The 14,593-nt window shown below is 44.8% G+C and carries 20 protein-coding genes; 18 read left to right on the top strand and 2 right to left on the bottom strand.

The features are described from left to right. Positions 1-2: 2 nt before the first annotated feature. From map to FS628_RS29325, 15 genes are all read left to right on the top strand, one after another. The gene (gene map / locus FS628_RS29395; RefSeq protein ID WP_062836189.1) at positions 3-755 is read left to right on the top strand and encodes a type I methionyl aminopeptidase; all 753 of its coding nucleotides are present in this window, start codon (positions 3-5) and stop codon (positions 753-755) included. A gap of 10 nt (positions 756-765) precedes the next feature. Further along, on the top strand, positions 766-1,074 hold the full coding sequence (locus FS628_RS29390) for a KOW domain-containing RNA-binding protein (RefSeq protein ID WP_145326567.1): 309 nt from the start codon (positions 766-768) through the stop codon (positions 1,072-1,074). 3 nt (positions 1,075-1,077) lie between these two features. After that, positions 1,078-1,293 carry a translation initiation factor IF-1 gene (infA, locus tag FS628_RS29385; protein WP_017692098.1) on the top strand — a complete coding sequence of 72 codons (216 nt, stop codon included), beginning with the start codon at positions 1,078-1,080 and terminating at the stop codon, positions 1,291-1,293. Positions 1,294-1,445: 152 nt separating this feature from the next. Continuing rightward, on the top strand, positions 1,446-1,559 hold the full coding sequence (rpmJ, locus tag FS628_RS29380) for a 50S ribosomal protein L36 (RefSeq protein WP_003333770.1): 114 nt from the start codon (positions 1,446-1,448) through the stop codon (positions 1,557-1,559). 20 nt (positions 1,560-1,579) lie between these two features. Next, positions 1,580-1,948, top strand: a complete 369-nt coding sequence (gene rpsM / locus FS628_RS29375) for a 30S ribosomal protein S13 (protein ID WP_062329455.1) — start codon at positions 1,580-1,582, stop codon at positions 1,946-1,948. 19 nt (positions 1,949-1,967) lie between these two features. Then, a complete protein-coding gene (gene rpsK / locus FS628_RS29370) occupies positions 1,968-2,363 on the top strand; it encodes a 30S ribosomal protein S11 (RefSeq protein ID WP_017692100.1) in 396 nt (131 codons plus the stop codon). 136 nt (positions 2,364-2,499) lie between these two features. Further along, positions 2,500-3,444 carry a DNA-directed RNA polymerase subunit alpha gene (locus FS628_RS29365; protein ID WP_017692101.1) on the top strand — a complete coding sequence of 315 codons (945 nt, stop codon included), beginning with the start codon at positions 2,500-2,502 and terminating at the stop codon, positions 3,442-3,444. A 34-nt stretch (positions 3,445-3,478) separates the two neighbouring features. Next, positions 3,479-3,844, top strand: coding sequence for a 50S ribosomal protein L17 (gene rplQ, locus FS628_RS29360; RefSeq protein ID WP_017692102.1), 366 nt, complete (start codon positions 3,479-3,481; stop codon positions 3,842-3,844). Positions 3,845-4,004: 160 nt separating this feature from the next. Further along, on the top strand, positions 4,005-4,778 hold the full coding sequence (gene truA / locus FS628_RS29355; RefSeq protein WP_145326566.1) for a tRNA pseudouridine(38-40) synthase TruA: 774 nt from the start codon (positions 4,005-4,007) through the stop codon (positions 4,776-4,778). A gap of 205 nt (positions 4,779-4,983) precedes the next feature. Further along, positions 4,984-5,421 carry a 50S ribosomal protein L13 gene (gene rplM, locus FS628_RS29350; RefSeq protein ID WP_024633564.1) on the top strand — a complete coding sequence of 146 codons (438 nt, stop codon included), beginning with the start codon at positions 4,984-4,986 and terminating at the stop codon, positions 5,419-5,421. A 19-nt stretch (positions 5,422-5,440) separates the two neighbouring features. Continuing rightward, entirely contained in the window at positions 5,441-5,833 is a 393-nt protein-coding gene (gene rpsI / locus FS628_RS29345) for a 30S ribosomal protein S9 (RefSeq protein WP_017692105.1), read from the top strand. A gap of 786 nt (positions 5,834-6,619) precedes the next feature. Continuing rightward, complete coding sequence (locus FS628_RS29340) at positions 6,620-7,312, top strand: phosphoadenylyl-sulfate reductase (RefSeq protein WP_145326565.1); 693 nt, start codon at positions 6,620-6,622, stop codon at positions 7,310-7,312. 23 nt (positions 7,313-7,335) lie between these two features. Further along, positions 7,336-8,505: a sulfate adenylyltransferase gene (gene sat, locus FS628_RS29335; protein WP_145326564.1), complete on the top strand. Its 1,170-nt coding sequence runs from the start codon at positions 7,336-7,338 to the stop codon at positions 8,503-8,505. A gap of 68 nt (positions 8,506-8,573) precedes the next feature. After that, positions 8,574-9,329, top strand: a complete 756-nt coding sequence (gene cwlD / locus FS628_RS29330; protein WP_145326563.1) for an N-acetylmuramoyl-L-alanine amidase CwlD — start codon at positions 8,574-8,576, stop codon at positions 9,327-9,329. Between the two features lie 80 nt (positions 9,330-9,409). Further along, positions 9,410-10,510, top strand: coding sequence for an Mrp/NBP35 family ATP-binding protein (locus tag FS628_RS29325; protein WP_145326562.1), 1,101 nt, complete (start codon positions 9,410-9,412; stop codon positions 10,508-10,510). An 86-nt stretch (positions 10,511-10,596) separates the two neighbouring features. Here FS628_RS29325 and gerD read toward each other — a convergent pair whose 3' ends face one another. Beyond that, entirely contained in the window at positions 10,597-11,352 is a 756-nt protein-coding gene (gene gerD / locus FS628_RS29320; protein ID WP_145326561.1) for a spore germination lipoprotein GerD, read from the bottom strand. A gap of 125 nt (positions 11,353-11,477) precedes the next feature. Between gerD and FS628_RS29315 the strand changes: the two genes are divergently transcribed. Further along, positions 11,478-12,116 (top strand): KinB-signaling pathway activation protein, encoded by a 639-nt coding sequence (locus tag FS628_RS29315; protein ID WP_145326560.1) that lies wholly within the window; start codon positions 11,478-11,480, stop codon positions 12,114-12,116. A gap of 98 nt (positions 12,117-12,214) precedes the next feature. Here FS628_RS29315 and pdaB read toward each other — a convergent pair whose 3' ends face one another. Next, on the bottom strand, positions 12,215-12,991 hold the full coding sequence (pdaB, locus tag FS628_RS29310) for a polysaccharide deacetylase family sporulation protein PdaB (protein ID WP_145326559.1): 777 nt from the start codon (positions 12,989-12,991) through the stop codon (positions 12,215-12,217). 122 nt (positions 12,992-13,113) lie between these two features. Between pdaB and FS628_RS29305 the strand changes: the two genes are divergently transcribed. Beyond that, positions 13,114-13,731, top strand: a complete 618-nt coding sequence (locus tag FS628_RS29305) for a stage II sporulation protein M (protein ID WP_145326558.1) — start codon at positions 13,114-13,116, stop codon at positions 13,729-13,731. A 155-nt stretch (positions 13,732-13,886) separates the two neighbouring features. Beyond that, a complete protein-coding gene (locus FS628_RS29300; protein ID WP_017692114.1) occupies positions 13,887-14,117 on the top strand; it encodes a hypothetical protein in 231 nt (76 codons plus the stop codon). The last annotated feature ends 476 nt before the right edge of the window (positions 14,118-14,593 follow it).

Below are 14,593 nucleotides of genomic sequence, written 5' to 3'. Positions count from 1 at the left end.
TGATGATCATTGGTAAGTCCGAAACGGAACTGGGCTTGATGAGGGAAGCAGGGAGAATTGTTGCGGAAACGCATCGTCTCTTGGCAGAGCATATCGCTCCCGGTATTACGACTGGAGAACTTGACCATATGGCTGATCAATACATTCGCAGTCAAGGAGCTGTGCCGTCTTTCAAAGGTTATAACGGTTTCCCTGCCAGTGTGTGCGCTTCAGTAAATGAAGAGTTGGTACATGGATTTCCCGGCAAACGCAAGTTGAACGAGGGCGATATCGTTACGTTTGACATTGGCGCGCAGTACCAGGGGTATCATGGAGATTCCGCCTGGACTTATCCGGTCGGCCGTATTTCCGAAGAAGCCCGTCGTCTTCTGGACGTTACCGAGGCTTCGTTATACGCAGGTCTGGCGCTGGTAAAACCGGACGTTCGCTTGTTTACAATATCTCATGCGATTCAGAAATATATTGAAGATGAAGGGTTCTCCGTAGTTCGTGAATATGTCGGTCACGGCATAGGCGCGGATCTGCACGAAGAACCACAGATTCCGAACTATGGTCTTCCCGATCGGGGACCACGGCTTAAAGCGGGCATGGTGCTGGCCATAGAGCCGATGGTTAACGTAGGTAGACGGTATGTGAAAACGTTGGAAGATAACTGGACTGTCGTCACGGTTGATGGAACGTTATGTGCCCACTTTGAACACACCGTAGCAGTTACACCTGATGGTATGGAAATTTTCACGAAACTGAATGCGTAGGTGATGAGGCATGAATAATCAGTCTAATCCGCAGCTCGGTCAACTTGTGAAGATCCGTAAAGGCCGCAATGCGGACCAAGCCGCAGTAATTGTTGCTATAGCGGACAGTAAGTTCGTGTATATTGCGGATGGAGACAAACGTAAGTTTGATCAACCCAAGAAGAAGAATATTCTTCATCTTGAACTCCAGCCCATGATTAGCAGCGAGGTTGTAAACAGTTTAAACGAGTGTGGTCGGGTGACAAATGGAAAGCTCCGCTATGCGGTTCATTCATTTCTGGAATCCACCAACATTCAAGCTGATGAGAAAGGAGACTGACTAATGGCCAAGGAAGATGTCATTGAAGTGGAAGGTACGGTTCTCGAACCGCTACCGAACGCAACATTCAAGGTTGAGCTTGAGAACGGTCATCAAATTCTCGCTCACGTTTCCGGAAAACTACGGATGCACTTTATCCGTATCCTGACTGGAGACAAAGTAGTTGTTCAGTTGTCACCTTATGATTTAACAAAAGGTCGTATAACTTACCGTAAATAGTAGTAGACAGTTGCAATGAACTGTGAAGCTTATGTAGCGGGTTTTGCCCGGCAAAACTTGCGAAAGCTTCGAAGCCGGTTTTACAATAGTAGAACAAGGTCAATGCTTACGAAGAGGGTTTTGCTTAGCAAAACTTTGAGGAGGTAATTCACATGAAGGTAAGACCTTCGGTCAAGCCGATTTGCGAAAAGTGCAAAGTCATTCGCCGCAAAGGGAATGTTATGGTTATCTGTGAAAATCCGAAACACAAACAAAAACAAGGTTAAAGAAGGGGGTGTAGCGTAAAATGGCACGTATAGCTGGTGTGGATTTGCCACGTGATAAGCGCGTTGAGATCGCCTTGACTTATATTTTCGGAATCGGTAAAACGACTTCCCAGAAAATTCTGAGCACAACAGGCATCAATCCGGACACTCGTGTTCGTGATTTGACGGAAGATGAAGTCAGCAAATTGCGTGAAAGTATCGATAAAGAGGTCAAAGTAGAAGGTGACCTGCGTCGAGAAATCTCTTTGAATATTAAACGTTTGACGGAGATCGGTTGTTACCGTGGAGTTCGTCATCGTCGTGGTCTGCCTGTTCGTGGACAACGTACGAAAACGAATGCTCGTACTCGTAAAGGTCCTCGTCGTACAGTAGCGAACAAGAAGAAATAATAAGGGGGGATAAGAGAAAATGGCTAAACCGAAAAAAGTCGTACGTACTAAACGTCGTGACCGTAAGAATATTGAATCTGGCGTGGCGCATATCCGTTCCACTTTCAATAACACTATCGTTACTATTACGGATCCTCACGGAAATGCAATTTCGTGGGCAAGCTCCGGCGGCCTCGGATTCAGAGGTTCCCGTAAATCGACTCCGTTTGCTGCACAAATGGCTGCTGAGACTGCTGCCAAAGCTGCAATGGAACATGGGATGAAAGCCGTTGAGGTTATGGTTAAAGGACCAGGCGCAGGCCGTGAAGCAGCGATCCGCTCTTTGCAAGCTGCTGGTCTTGAAGTTAACCTGATCAAAGACGTAACTCCAGTCCCGCATAACGGATGCCGTCCTCCAAAACGTCGTCGTGTCTAATGAGATTTGCCCCTGCGTGTGGTATATTTCCGGCACAATCTGCTAATAATGGTTGTTTAGGCATACTACTACATGTTTTCGCAAGAGAAGGTAAATGTTTCATAGAGGACCGACGTTTTGAAGGAGGGGTATTGCAGTGATTGAAATCGAAAAGCCGAAAATTGAGACGGTAGACGTCAACGATGATGGCACCTATGGGAAATTCGTAGTAGAACCGCTTGAGCGCGGATACGGTACGACGCTTGGAAACTCGCTTCGCCGAATCTTGCTCTCGTCACTGCCGGGTGCGGCAGTGTCTTCGGTTCAAATCGATGGCGTTCTGCATGAATTTGCTACAGTTCCTGGCGTAATGGAAGATGTTACGGAGGTTATTCTTAACCTGAAAGCTTTGTCGCTTAAGATTCATTCGGATGAGGAGAAAGTTCTCGAGATTGATGCTGAAGGCGAAGGAGCAATTACGGCTGGAGATATCCGTGCTGACTCCGATGTGGAAATCCTTAACCCGGATTTGCACATTGCTACGCTCGGACCAGGTTCGAGACTTCACATGCGTATTTTTGCCAATCGCGGTCGCGGCTACGTCCAGGCAGATCGGAATAAACGCGATGACCAGCCGATCGGCGTCATCCCAGTCGATTCCATCTTCACCCCGATCAGTCGCGTTAACTACGCTGTGGAAAATACGCGTGTCGGTCAAGTGACCAACTATGACAAGCTCACGTTGGAAGTTTGGACTGATGGAAGTATTCGTCCTGAAGAGGCTGTAAGCCTTGGCGCTAAAATTTTGACTGAGCATTTGATGCTCTTCGTGGGTCTTACAGACGAAGCGAAAGATGCAGAGATCATGGTCGAAAAAGAAGAAGACAAAAAAGAAAAAGTACTCGAAATGACGATCGAAGAGCTGGATCTCTCTGTTCGTTCCTACAACTGCCTCAAACGTGCCGGTATTAATACTGTGCAAGAGCTGACTACGAAAACAGAAGAAGACATGATGAAAGTCCGTAACCTCGGACGCAAGTCTTTGGAAGAAGTTCAAGAGAAGCTTGAGGAACTTGGTTTGGGACTCCGTACAGAAGAATAGACAGCCGAGTGCTTGAAGTGAAGGAGGGAAAACAATGGCATACCAAAAGTTGGGCCGTAATTCCAGCGCACGTAAAGCTTTGTTCCGTGACCTGGTAACCGACCTGTTCTTATACGAACGCATTCAGACAACTGAAGCGAAAGCAAAAGAGGTTCGCTCTATTGCTGAAAAACTGATCACTAAAGCGAAAAAGGGAGATCTTCATGCCCGTCGCCAAGTGGCAGCATATGTTCGCCGCGAAACTATCGATGGTGAGCAAGATGCAATCCAAAAATTGTTTAGCGAATTGTCCGGTCGTTACGCTGAGCGTCCAGGTGGATACACTCGTATCCTGAAACTGGGACCTCGTCGTGGTGACGCAGCGCCAATGGTTTACTTGGAACTGGTAGACCGCGCGTAAAACAGATGAGATGAGGAAAGGGGACAGAATCAAATGATTCTGGATTAACCCTTTTTTTCTCTTCATTTCGGAATTCGTGCTGTAATAGAAGCTCCGTAAGGGGCTTCTTTTGCTGTTCGGGATAGGGATATGTATAGTATGGAACAAAGGTGTGGTAATAATGCGGAACTTATGTATGACGTTAACTTATGATGGCACTGCCTATTACGGCTTTCAAGTTCAGCCGGGAGGGAATACCATTCAGGACCATCTTGAAGATGCCATTCGTGCGTTAACCGGTGAGACTGTTAAAATTACAGGATCAGGCCGAACGGATGCAGGCGTTCACGCTCGCAGACAGATCTTCAATTTTCCTACGGAGTCCCAGATCCCGATTGAACGTTGGTGTATTGCACTCAACTCCAGATTACCATCGGATATTGTTGTTATTGATGCGATTGAAGTTTCGACTGATTTTCATTCTCGCTATGCAGCGAAAAAGAAAACGTATCGTTATACAGTCAATGCGAACCAATTTCCGGATGTTTTCAACAGAAGATTGCAGTATCATCATCATGCGAAGCTGGACATTATGGCAATGCAGGAGGGCTTGCATCATTTCATAGGGACGTATGATTTCACCTCTTTTGCTTCACGCAAGTCTCAGAAAGAGAATCATGTACGTTCGGTATACGAAGCATGGATTGAAGTGGACCGATCAATGTGCAGAGACCATCCGCGCGATCAGGGTGTCATTCACATTTATGTGAGTGGTAACGGCTTTTTGCAGCATATGGTTCGCATCATTGTAGGGACACTGCTGGAGATCGGAGAGGGCAAACGGAAAGCCTCTGATGTACCGAAAATGATTGCTGCATGTAATCGATCTGCTGCAGGACCTACTGCAGTTAGCTGCGGTTTAATGCTCTGGGATCTTGAATACAAAAAAGATTAAATTTGGTGAGTGAAAAGCTTAATTAACACTTGCGATTTAAGCGCCTATCATGTAATATAAAAGTTGTGTTTTCTTAATGGCTTTCCCACAGCCCCAATTAAGAGGTTCACATTGAATTTACAATCCATCAACACCTAAAGTTATAACTTAACGAACGAAGATAAATGAAAATGATGATTTTGAACATTTTAAGGAGGAACTTTTCATGCGTACTACGTACATGGCGAAGCCTAACGAAGTTGAGCGCCAATGGCACATCATTGATGCTGAAGGCAAAACCCTCGGACGTTTGGCGAGCGAAGCAGCTGCTTTGATTCGCGGCAAACACAAGCCACAATTCACTCCACATGTGGACACTGGCGATTTCGTTGTTATCATCAATGCTGAGAAAATCGTATTGACTGGTAAGAAAATGCAAGGTAAAAAATACTACCGTCACTCAATGCACCCAGGTGGTTTGAAAGTAACTACAGCTGAAGAGATGGTTAAAAACAAACCTGAGCGTATGTTGGAATTGGCTGTTCGCGGTATGCTTCCTAAAACTCGCATGGGCGAGAAAATGAAGTTGAGACTTAAAGCGTACAGAGGCACTGAGCATCCACATGCAGCACAAAAACCAGAAGTTTACGAACTTCGCGGTTAATTAAAAGGAGGACAGTTTCATGGCACAAGTACAATACTATGGGACAGGTCGTCGTAAACATTCGGTAGCACGTGTTCGCCTTGTACCGGGTGAAGGACGCATTGTCATCAATAAACGTGATATTAATGAATACTTCGGTTTGGAAACACTCAAACTGATCGTAAAACAACCACTGAACTTGACAGAAACGCTCAACAACTATGACGTTCTTGTTATTGCTCATGGTGGCGGAATCTCCGGTCAAGCCGGCGCAATCCGTCATGGTATCTCCCGCGCTTTGTTGAAAGCAGATCCGGAATACCGTGCATCCCTGAAAAAAGCAGGATTCCTGACTCGTGACCCACGTATGAAAGAGCGTAAAAAATACGGTCTTAAAGCGGCTCGTCGCGCACCTCAGTTCTCCAAACGTTAATATGTTTAAAAGCCTTTGGCCTCGGCCGAAGGCTTTTTTTATTGATGTATGGCTATGTGGTCATACAATTGTTCACCTTTTTCAATGGATCTCATATCTCTCCGATGTATATATTATTTTCAAGCATAGCCCTTTTAAACACCCTAATGTTCCTCCGTATGCTTTCTTTAATATGTACACCCATGTGCCTTTAATATCCCCTATACCCCTTAAACGGTTCTCTCGATGTACTCGTGTGCATCTTTTCTACTCTCTCCATAACAGTTCCTTTTTAAGTCCATCTAGCCGGGCTCATACCTTTTTCCTGAATGTGTTCAGTATGTTGTTATCAATGATCTTTTAGTGTTAGTCTCATCAGTTTTTCTTATGGATACGATAAATGTCTCTTACATATCAATTGAGACATGTTGCAATCTTGCTCAGCTTAAAACTTGTTCTTTTCATACCTCAATTCCAATCGACCAGTGAAATTTTGGTTTTGTTCTTAGTAACACAGACTTTCCAAACCCAGTGGCAGCAAAGGTTTCCAACGTTAAAGGGCAGATTGTTACCTTCCGGGAGATTTGGGCCAATCTGATTGATTTTATCTGGATAACAGATAATTGCACAAATTAAGCTAAAATATTCTCTGAAAAGCCAGTTAAAACTGGATAGGAACTCATTATTATTACCAGATGGTAGGCATTGACATCCCCAACGAAAGATTTATACTAAACATAATTCATATTAGATTAGTCGGCTTTAAGATTAAGAAGTATTGAAATGCAGAATGGGGGAAATTCAGAGATGAACTTGTTGGAGAAAGAAGAACTGGCACGTACAAAGGCAGAGGAACTGGAACATGCCAGTCCAGAGGATATTATTCGTTATGCCATTGAAACATTTCCAAATATCACTTTTGCATGTAGCTTTGGTGCAGAAGATGTTGTACTTGTAGATATGCTTCAGAAGATCAGCCCATCCACAGATATTTTTTATCTGGATACGGATTTTCATTTTAAGGAAACGTACGAGACACGTGATAAGATGCAGCAGAACTACAATCTTGATTTTGTACGTGTTTCACCTAAAATCACTCCTGAAGAGCAGGCAGCACAACATGGTGTTGAGTTGTGGAAGTCTGACCCCAACGGATGTTGCAATATCCGCAAAGTTGAGCCGCTGACACGTATTCTTTCCCAGTATGATGCGTGGATTACAGGTATCCGTAGAGATCAGGCACCAACTCGTGCCAATTCGAAGAAGGTTGAGTATGATTCAAAGTTCGGCCTGATGAAGTTTAATCCAATTGCGCATTGGACGACGGAGGATGTTTGGCAGTATATTCGTGACAATAACGTAGTATATAACCCGCTTCACGATCAAAACTACCCGAGTATCGGTTGTGAGCATTGTACACGTCAAGTTATGCCTGGCGAGGACCCACGTGCTGGACGCTGGTCTGGTAATGATAAAACGGAATGTGGCCTTCATAAATAATAGATAAACAAGGAGCTGACAAGATGACATCGATTCTGCCTCATGGAGGTACGCTGGTTCAGCGTATCGTACAAGGAGAAGAACGGGAGCAACTGCTGCGAGAGAGTAAGGATTTATCCTCTTTGCGAATTAATACCTGGACGATATCAGATTTGGATCTGATTGGGGTGGGTGCGTTCTCACCACTTCAAGGTTTCATGAATGAGGAAGATTATCTTTCAGTTGTTTCACGCATGCGCCTCGCGGATGGGACAGTCTGGAGTATACCGATTACACTTGCTGTTGACGATAAACAAGCGGCATCCCTTCAGCTTGGTGAACTTGTGAAACTTGTTGGAGATCAAGATGGGGTAACCTATGGATTGCTCGAAGTCCAAAGTATATACCAGGTCGATCAGGGTGAAGAAGCGCGGCGTGTATTCAAAACAGATGATCCAGAGCACCCGGGTGTTAAAAAACTGTTGGAGCGCCCTGCAACATATGTAGGAGGTCCAATCCAAGTTCTGAATCGTCCGAAACCCGCGAAGTTTGAAGAGTTCTATTATGATCCTGCAGATACCCGGAAGATTTTCCAGGAGAAGGGTTGGAAGACCGTAGTCGGTTTCCAGACACGTAACCCGGTCCATCGTGCTCATGAGTACATTCAGAAGAGCGCTATGGAGATTGTAGACGCACTTTTCCTGAACCCACTTGTTGGAGAGACGAAGTCGGATGATGTTCCCGCAGATGTTCGTATGAAGAGTTATCTGGTATTGCTGGAGAACTATTACCCAGCTGATCGTGCGTTTCTTGGTGTGTTCCCTGCAGCTATGCGATATGCTGGACCACGAGAAGCTATTTTTCATGCGATGGTCCGTAAAAATTACGGTTGTACCCACTTTATCGTCGGTCGTGATCATGCGGGTGTAGGTGATTATTACGGAACATATGAGGCACAGGAGATCTTCACTAATTTTACAGCGGAGGAACTGGGGATTACCCCGTTGTTCTTCGAACATAGCTTCTTCTGTACGAAATGTGGAAACATGGCTTCCAGCAAAACTTGCCCACATGATAAGGAGCACCACATGACGCTTTCCGGTACCAAAGTGCGCGGCTTGCTGCGTGACGGCCAGTGTCCTCCACCTGAATTTACACGCCCTGAGGTAGCTGAGGTGTTGATTGAAGGAATGGCGGAGCAAGTCCGATCCTAACGGTATATTTGTCCATCTTGTCCCATATAGATGATTAGAGTCATTTATAGGGACGAGGTGGTTTTTTTATGCGTAAAAATATGGGGAAGCATTTTGTAGTCTGGATCAGGTTAAAAACAATTAAAAGGGTTATGCTGAGCCTCTGTCTGTTGGCCATGTTAGTGGCAGTAATGTCCTACGAGTTACCTTCCGCAAAGACATCAGGCTACTGGAGTTTGCCAATGGCAGGTAAAGTCATTGCTATTGATGCAGGACACGGAGGTCCGGATGGAGGAGCTGTGAGTAAACAGGGGGTTATTGAAAAAGATATCAACTTGTCTATCGCCCTGTATGTGAGAGATTATTTGCAACAGGCAGGTGCCTTAGTGGTTATGACACGAGAAATTGATACTGATCTGGCTGAATCAGACACTAAGGGATACTCCAAACGCAAGACGGAAGATCTGAAGCAAAGAGTGCGGCGAATAGAGGATAAGCAAGCAGACCTTTTCATCAGCATTCACATGAACAGTGTTCCTTCTAACCGATGGAGTGGAGCGCAGGTTTTCTACACACCTAACCATCCGGATAACGAAGGACTGGCCAATCTGCTTCAACAAGAGATGGTTCGTAATCTGGAGAATACAGATCGAATCGCCAAAACGGTTAACACAGTTTATCTATTACAGGCTTTGAAGATCCCGTCAGCACTTGTAGAAGTAGGTTTTCTTTCTCATCCGGAAGAGGCACGTCTGCTTGCTGATGAAGCCTACCAACGTAAAGTAGCTGCTTCGATCTACAATGGGGTTCTAAGATATTCCTCAGGAGAACGGCCTAAAAGTTAGTCAGAACAAGAAAGGTAATGATATAATTGGGACAGCATACCTAAATTACATGCCAATAGATAAAGCTGAGGTGCTGTCTGATGTTATCAAAAGAACAGATACTTGAACTATTACAGCCATTACAAGAACCGCAATTGGGAGTAAGTCTGACCGAATTGGAATGGATTCGTGATGTTATGGTGAAAGAAAATCATGTGGCTCTGACCATGGTGACACTGGAGAATCGACCTGAGGATACAACGGCCTTGAGTGATGCTGCGCGTAATCTGTTATCCCAGCATGGATTGAAGGATGTACATATTCGCGTGCGTGCAGCTTCTGAGCATGATCGTGAGAGCCTGAATATGGGACAACCCGATGAAGAGCAAGATCGGGACGAAGTGCTCGTAAAAGGTCACGCTGCGGGTCTGGATGGACATGAACTGTTAAGTCCTGAATCAGGCGTTCGTTTTATTGCTGTGGCCAGTGGTAAAGGCGGCGTTGGTAAATCAACAGTGACGGTTAATCTCGCTGCGGCCTTGGCACGTCAAGGTAAGAAGGTGGGATTAATTGACGCTGACATCTATGGTTTCAGTGTACCGGACATGATGGGGATCGAAGAGTATCCGGTTGTGGAAGATGGCGTTATTCAACCAGTTGAACGTTTCGGTGTCAAAGTTATGTCGATGGGTTTCTTTATTCGTGAGAACAACCCGGTAATCTGGCGTGGACCTATGCTCGGTCGGATGCTGCGTCAATTCTTTACTGATGTCCAGTGGGGCGAGTTGGATTATATGTTACTGGACTTGCCACCGGGTACGGGGGATGTCGCTTTGGATGTGCATCAGATGTTGCCCCAGAGCAAGGAGATTATCGTTACTACACCACATGCAACAGCAGCTTTTGTTGCAGCACGTGCAGGTGCAATGGCCATCCAGACTGATCATGAGTTACTTGGTGTGGTTGAAAACATGGCTTATTACGAGTGTGGCAGTTGCGGAGAGAAGGATTATGTCTTTGGTCGTGGAGGCGGGGGGAGGCTTGCAGAAAGTCTGCATACGAGCTTGCTGGCCCAGATTCCTTTGGGTACTCCGGATAATCATCCTTCCGAGCCTGACTTCTCACCGTCTGTATACAAAGCAGACTCCCGTATCGGGGCCATCTACGATGAAGTGGCTCGGTCCATTGAATCCAAATTCTAACGGGATGTTCGTTATAAATACAAATAAAGCCTGCGTCCATTCGGATGCAGGCTTTTCAGTTTCTGGAATATACCAACATCTACTGTTTATGAACCTCCACCGCTGCTAGAATCTCCACTTCCACCATCTCCGCCATCACTACCCTCTTGCCCTTGCCCTTCTTGTCCACCTTGCTCTTGCCCTTGTTGTCCGCCACTTTCTACTTTTGGTTGCAATTCTTCCTGCACAACCTTCTTGAGCAAAGTGAGGACTTCCATACGGAATAACGGGTTTTGCATTACTTCCTGCATAACAGTCATCGTCTGTTTACGATAATCTGGAGTCTTGGTCATATCCATGAACATCTTGGAGACCTCAGGTGACTTCATGATGTCCCCAACAGATTTTTGGTACGTGGGATCTTTAATCAGCTGCATATGAAGTTGTTTGCTTTGAGCGTTGATTGCTTTGGCAAATTCTCCAGCAAACTTTGGATCGGTCATGATTTTCTCGAATTCCTTTTGGTATTCAGGAGCTGTGATGGTGTCTTTTACTGCAATACGTATTTGTTCCGAAGATTGCACAGGCATTAACATTTTCATACCAATGGTTCCCGAACCACCACCCGATCCGCCACCACCTTCTTCTGAACCTCCACCTTCACCGCTGGATGAGCTTTGACCCGTAAGAGCCTCCTCCACCGCTTTCTTGCCTTCATCACTTTTTAAAATATCTACAACCATCGTTTTCATCTCTTTATAACTGCCCTGAGGAGGCGAAGAACTCTGATCTGAACCGCAGCCGGCAAGCATGACGGATAGCCCCAGTACGACACAGCATAGCTGCCACAAAGGCCGTTTCATGTGTACAATCCCTCCTTGATTAGATACTGGATGTAGTATGTGATGGGAAAGGGGGAAATATGTTGAGCAATGATGGTTTTTTGCTGAGAAGGTTGGTAAAATAAACACTCGGGGGTGGAAAACATTTGAATTTACGTAAATGGTTTTTCCTGTTTTGGACAGCCTTGCTTATTGGGGCCGCGGGATCATTGGGTACGGGATTAATTATGATGCTGGTAAATGGGGAGAAGACAAATGGATTAAATGATTTTCTTCTGTATCTTCTAATCCTGTTTGGATCCGGGGTTATGATCAGCGTGTATTCACAAATGGGTTTCTTTGCATATCTAATACTGAATTATATGGGTAAAGGTGTATTTCCCAAGCGCGGTTGGCAGATCGTGCAAATTATCTTGACGGTGTTAGCCCTGCTTGACGTGATGTTTTTGCGTCTGTTCGTAGGGGGGGATCGGGAACGCATATCGGATATTGTGCTGGGAATCATTATTTTAGCAGCTGCAATTGTTACCGCTTACGTCAAGGTGAGATTGACTCATATTTCCGCGCTCGTACCGACACTCTTTTTCATGATTGCTGTCACCGTAGTGGAGACGATCGGCGTATTGCGCATTGATGTGAATGCCGCAACTATCTTTATTGTGGTTCCCTTGCTCTTATGTAATGCATACCAAATGCTGATATTGCATAGGCTGGTGGATGTATCAACGAATCAGAGCATAAATGGAAGTGGAAAGGCAGAGCCGCTGATGGAAAGTCGAGCATAGCTTTTTTTGAAAATAAAAACATACCAAAAAGAGCTAACCTGGTTAGCTCTTTTCAACTTTTACACCCTATTTGAGCTGTCGCTCCAATAATCTAGCAATTATTGACCGCTGGCCTGGTCACGAACTTCTTTACCTTCTACACTGGAATGATTCAGTAACTCTGACACAGTGACGAATTCATATCCCTGATTTTTTAATTTGTCGATAATGACAGGGAGTGCTTCATGAGTTTGTTTGGACGAATCGCTGGCATGCAGGAGCACAATGTCACCTGGATGCGCTTTGCTAACTACTCGATCAACAATCGTCTGTACACCAGGGTTTTTCCAATCCAGGGAGTCAGTATCCCATTGCACCACCTGATAGTTCAGACTATTGGCTACCTGAAGCACACGCTTGTCAAAGTCCCCGTTAGGCAGACGCAGTAACTTCGGTTCTTTTCCCGTTAAATCGGTTAAAATGCTATGAGCTGTCGAAATTTCTTTGCGAATTTCTTCCTCGGTCAGGCTGCTGTAGTTCTCATGTCTATGTCCATGGCTGCCAATCTCATATCCCGCATCTTTGATAGCTGTAACAATCTCGGGGTGTGTCTTGCTCCAGGGGGATGAAAGGAAAAAGGTGGCCTTCTGCACTTTATTCTCCTGAAGAACTTTCAGAATCGGTTCTGTCCGTTTATCACCCCAGCTAATGTCAAAGGTTAGTGCAATCACCTTCTTCTCGGTTGGAACGCTGTAGACGGCTGATGGTGCTTCCTCCGAGAATACGGAGACATTACCGCTCTCCAGATAGATAATACCGATCGCAAAGACGGCAGCAACCAGGACAATCAGGTAACGTTTAATCTTTTTGCCGCTAAATACATAGAACGAGTTCATTTCAATAAGCGCCCCTCTCCCATAAGAAATGCTTGTTTACTCTCCAATGTATGCTCGTACTGCCCAGTTATTCGTCACTGATCCTTGTTTGTCCATCATTTTAGATTCTACAGGAGGTTATTATGTTAAAATTCAGTACATTTCTTAAAGATCTTGGTTCCATCCGCAGTGCATTGATTTGGTCCGTAGTTTTATTTGCCGCAGGAATAGGGGCAGGATGGGTGAGTACAGGTCCACTAGAGGAATTGTTGTTAAACCAAATTGGAGGATTACGAGAGGTAAGTGAAAGGTTGGAACAGGGGGGCAATGTGCAATGGAACTTCTTCCTGTTCATCTTTTTCAATAATGCCATCAAAAGTGTACTTGTCATCTATGCCGGTATATTCTTCGGAATCCTGCCTGTTATCTTTCTGTTAATCAATGGTATGGTCCTTGGATTTGTCGTGCACACCACGATGAATTATGGGGCAAGCTTTTATGATATTGTCGTTAAGGGCTTACTTCCACATGGCATTATTGAGATTCCGGTGATTATCATTGCTTGCGCATTCGGACTGAAGTTTGGTGGGCTGGTTATCAAAAGTCTTGTTCAACTTGGAAGTGACAAACGAAATACCATTGGTACACGGTGGAGAGTATTCACGAACAGAACGTTAACCGCATCCTTCTGGGTTGTCATCTTGCTTCTTGTTGCAGCAATCATTGAAAGCACACTTACATATGCTCTGGTGAGAGGATAAAATTTTGTGATGGTTGGCATTCATAAATTTTCAGAAAGTTGACCATAACAATAAAACGGGTTCCAGCAACACCCACAAAAAAGCGAATGCAAGGGGTGTTGCATGAAACTTGTGTAAGTGTGATAAAGAGGCTATGCACAAAAAGGAGAACTCTAATGCTGGGTATGTTGTTTAACGAGAAGGAATGCAAGGAACTAGACTATGTGCTGCGTAAAGAGTTAGATGAGATGCTGTTCGATCTAAGTGATAATCGTCTTGACCAAGAGATCAAATATGCTATCGCGAGCCGATATAAGACTGTGTTCCGCATGTATGCACGCTTTGCTCCGCCAAAAGAGTTGTCCAAGTATGCAAGAGGTGGGAAGCTGAAAAAGTCGAAGCCGTAATGCTGAAGCTGGTCATATATTCGCTGTATAGTAGTGGAAGTGAGGTGCGGCTCTTAAAGATGGGTGCTGTACCTCTGAACCATGATCATAGCGAATTTATTATAAGGGTTATACTTTTTGTCGAAAAAGGGTTGACCTTTCTAAATTCATATGGTAAATTAATTTTCGTTCCTTTTTTAGGAGCGGTTCACCGAAACAAGCATGAAAATAAAGCAATTTGAAACAATTGAAAAAATAATGCTTGCAAAGAGAACTTCAACATGATATATTATAAAAGTCGCCGCTGAAACGACGACAACATGCAAAACAGTAACAAATTGAATGTTTGATCTTTGAAAACTGAACAACGAGTGAGTAAACATTCTGCTTGCAGGATGAACGCGAAAGTTGGAAACAAGCCTTGGCTTGGATCAACTGGAGCACAAATGAGATTTTTAATCTCGTCAGATTCAAAATGAGCTTATCGCTCTTTTCAA

This window comes from Paenibacillus xylanexedens (assembly GCF_007676705.1).
GTDB classification, from domain to species: Bacteria; Bacillota; Bacilli; order Paenibacillales; family Paenibacillaceae; genus Paenibacillus; species Paenibacillus xylanexedens_C.
This window is presented reverse-complemented; position numbering and strand designations above follow the sequence as displayed.

Coding starts and splice junctions, on each gene's coding strand:
- map (WP_062836189.1), top strand. CDS start 3: ATGATCATTGGTAAGTCCGAAACGGAACTGGGCTTGATGAGGGAAGCA.
- FS628_RS29390 (WP_145326567.1), top strand. CDS start 766: ATGAATAATCAGTCTAATCCGCAGCTCGGTCAACTTGTGAAGATCCGT.
- infA (WP_017692098.1), top strand. CDS start 1,078: ATGGCCAAGGAAGATGTCATTGAAGTGGAAGGTACGGTTCTCGAACCG.
- rpmJ (WP_003333770.1), top strand. CDS start 1,446: ATGAAGGTAAGACCTTCGGTCAAGCCGATTTGCGAAAAGTGCAAAGTC.
- rpsM (WP_062329455.1), top strand. CDS start 1,580: ATGGCACGTATAGCTGGTGTGGATTTGCCACGTGATAAGCGCGTTGAG.
- rpsK (WP_017692100.1), top strand. CDS start 1,968: ATGGCTAAACCGAAAAAAGTCGTACGTACTAAACGTCGTGACCGTAAG.
- rplQ (WP_017692102.1), top strand. CDS start 3,479: ATGGCATACCAAAAGTTGGGCCGTAATTCCAGCGCACGTAAAGCTTTG.
- truA (WP_145326566.1), top strand. CDS start 4,005: ATGCGGAACTTATGTATGACGTTAACTTATGATGGCACTGCCTATTAC.
- rplM (WP_024633564.1), top strand. CDS start 4,984: ATGCGTACTACGTACATGGCGAAGCCTAACGAAGTTGAGCGCCAATGG.
- rpsI (WP_017692105.1), top strand. CDS start 5,441: ATGGCACAAGTACAATACTATGGGACAGGTCGTCGTAAACATTCGGTA.
- FS628_RS29340 (WP_145326565.1), top strand. CDS start 6,620: ATGAACTTGTTGGAGAAAGAAGAACTGGCACGTACAAAGGCAGAGGAA.
- sat (WP_145326564.1), top strand. CDS start 7,336: ATGACATCGATTCTGCCTCATGGAGGTACGCTGGTTCAGCGTATCGTA.
- cwlD (WP_145326563.1), top strand. CDS start 8,574: ATGCGTAAAAATATGGGGAAGCATTTTGTAGTCTGGATCAGGTTAAAA.
- FS628_RS29325 (WP_145326562.1), top strand. CDS start 9,410: ATGTTATCAAAAGAACAGATACTTGAACTATTACAGCCATTACAAGAA.
- gerD (WP_145326561.1), bottom strand. CDS start 11,352: ATGAAACGGCCTTTGTGGCAGCTATGCTGTGTCGTACTGGGGCTATCC.
- pdaB (WP_145326559.1), bottom strand. CDS start 12,991: ATGAACTCGTTCTATGTATTTAGCGGCAAAAAGATTAAACGTTACCTG.
- FS628_RS29305 (WP_145326558.1), top strand. CDS start 13,114: ATGTTAAAATTCAGTACATTTCTTAAAGATCTTGGTTCCATCCGCAGT.
- FS628_RS29300 (WP_017692114.1), top strand. CDS start 13,887: ATGCTGGGTATGTTGTTTAACGAGAAGGAATGCAAGGAACTAGACTAT.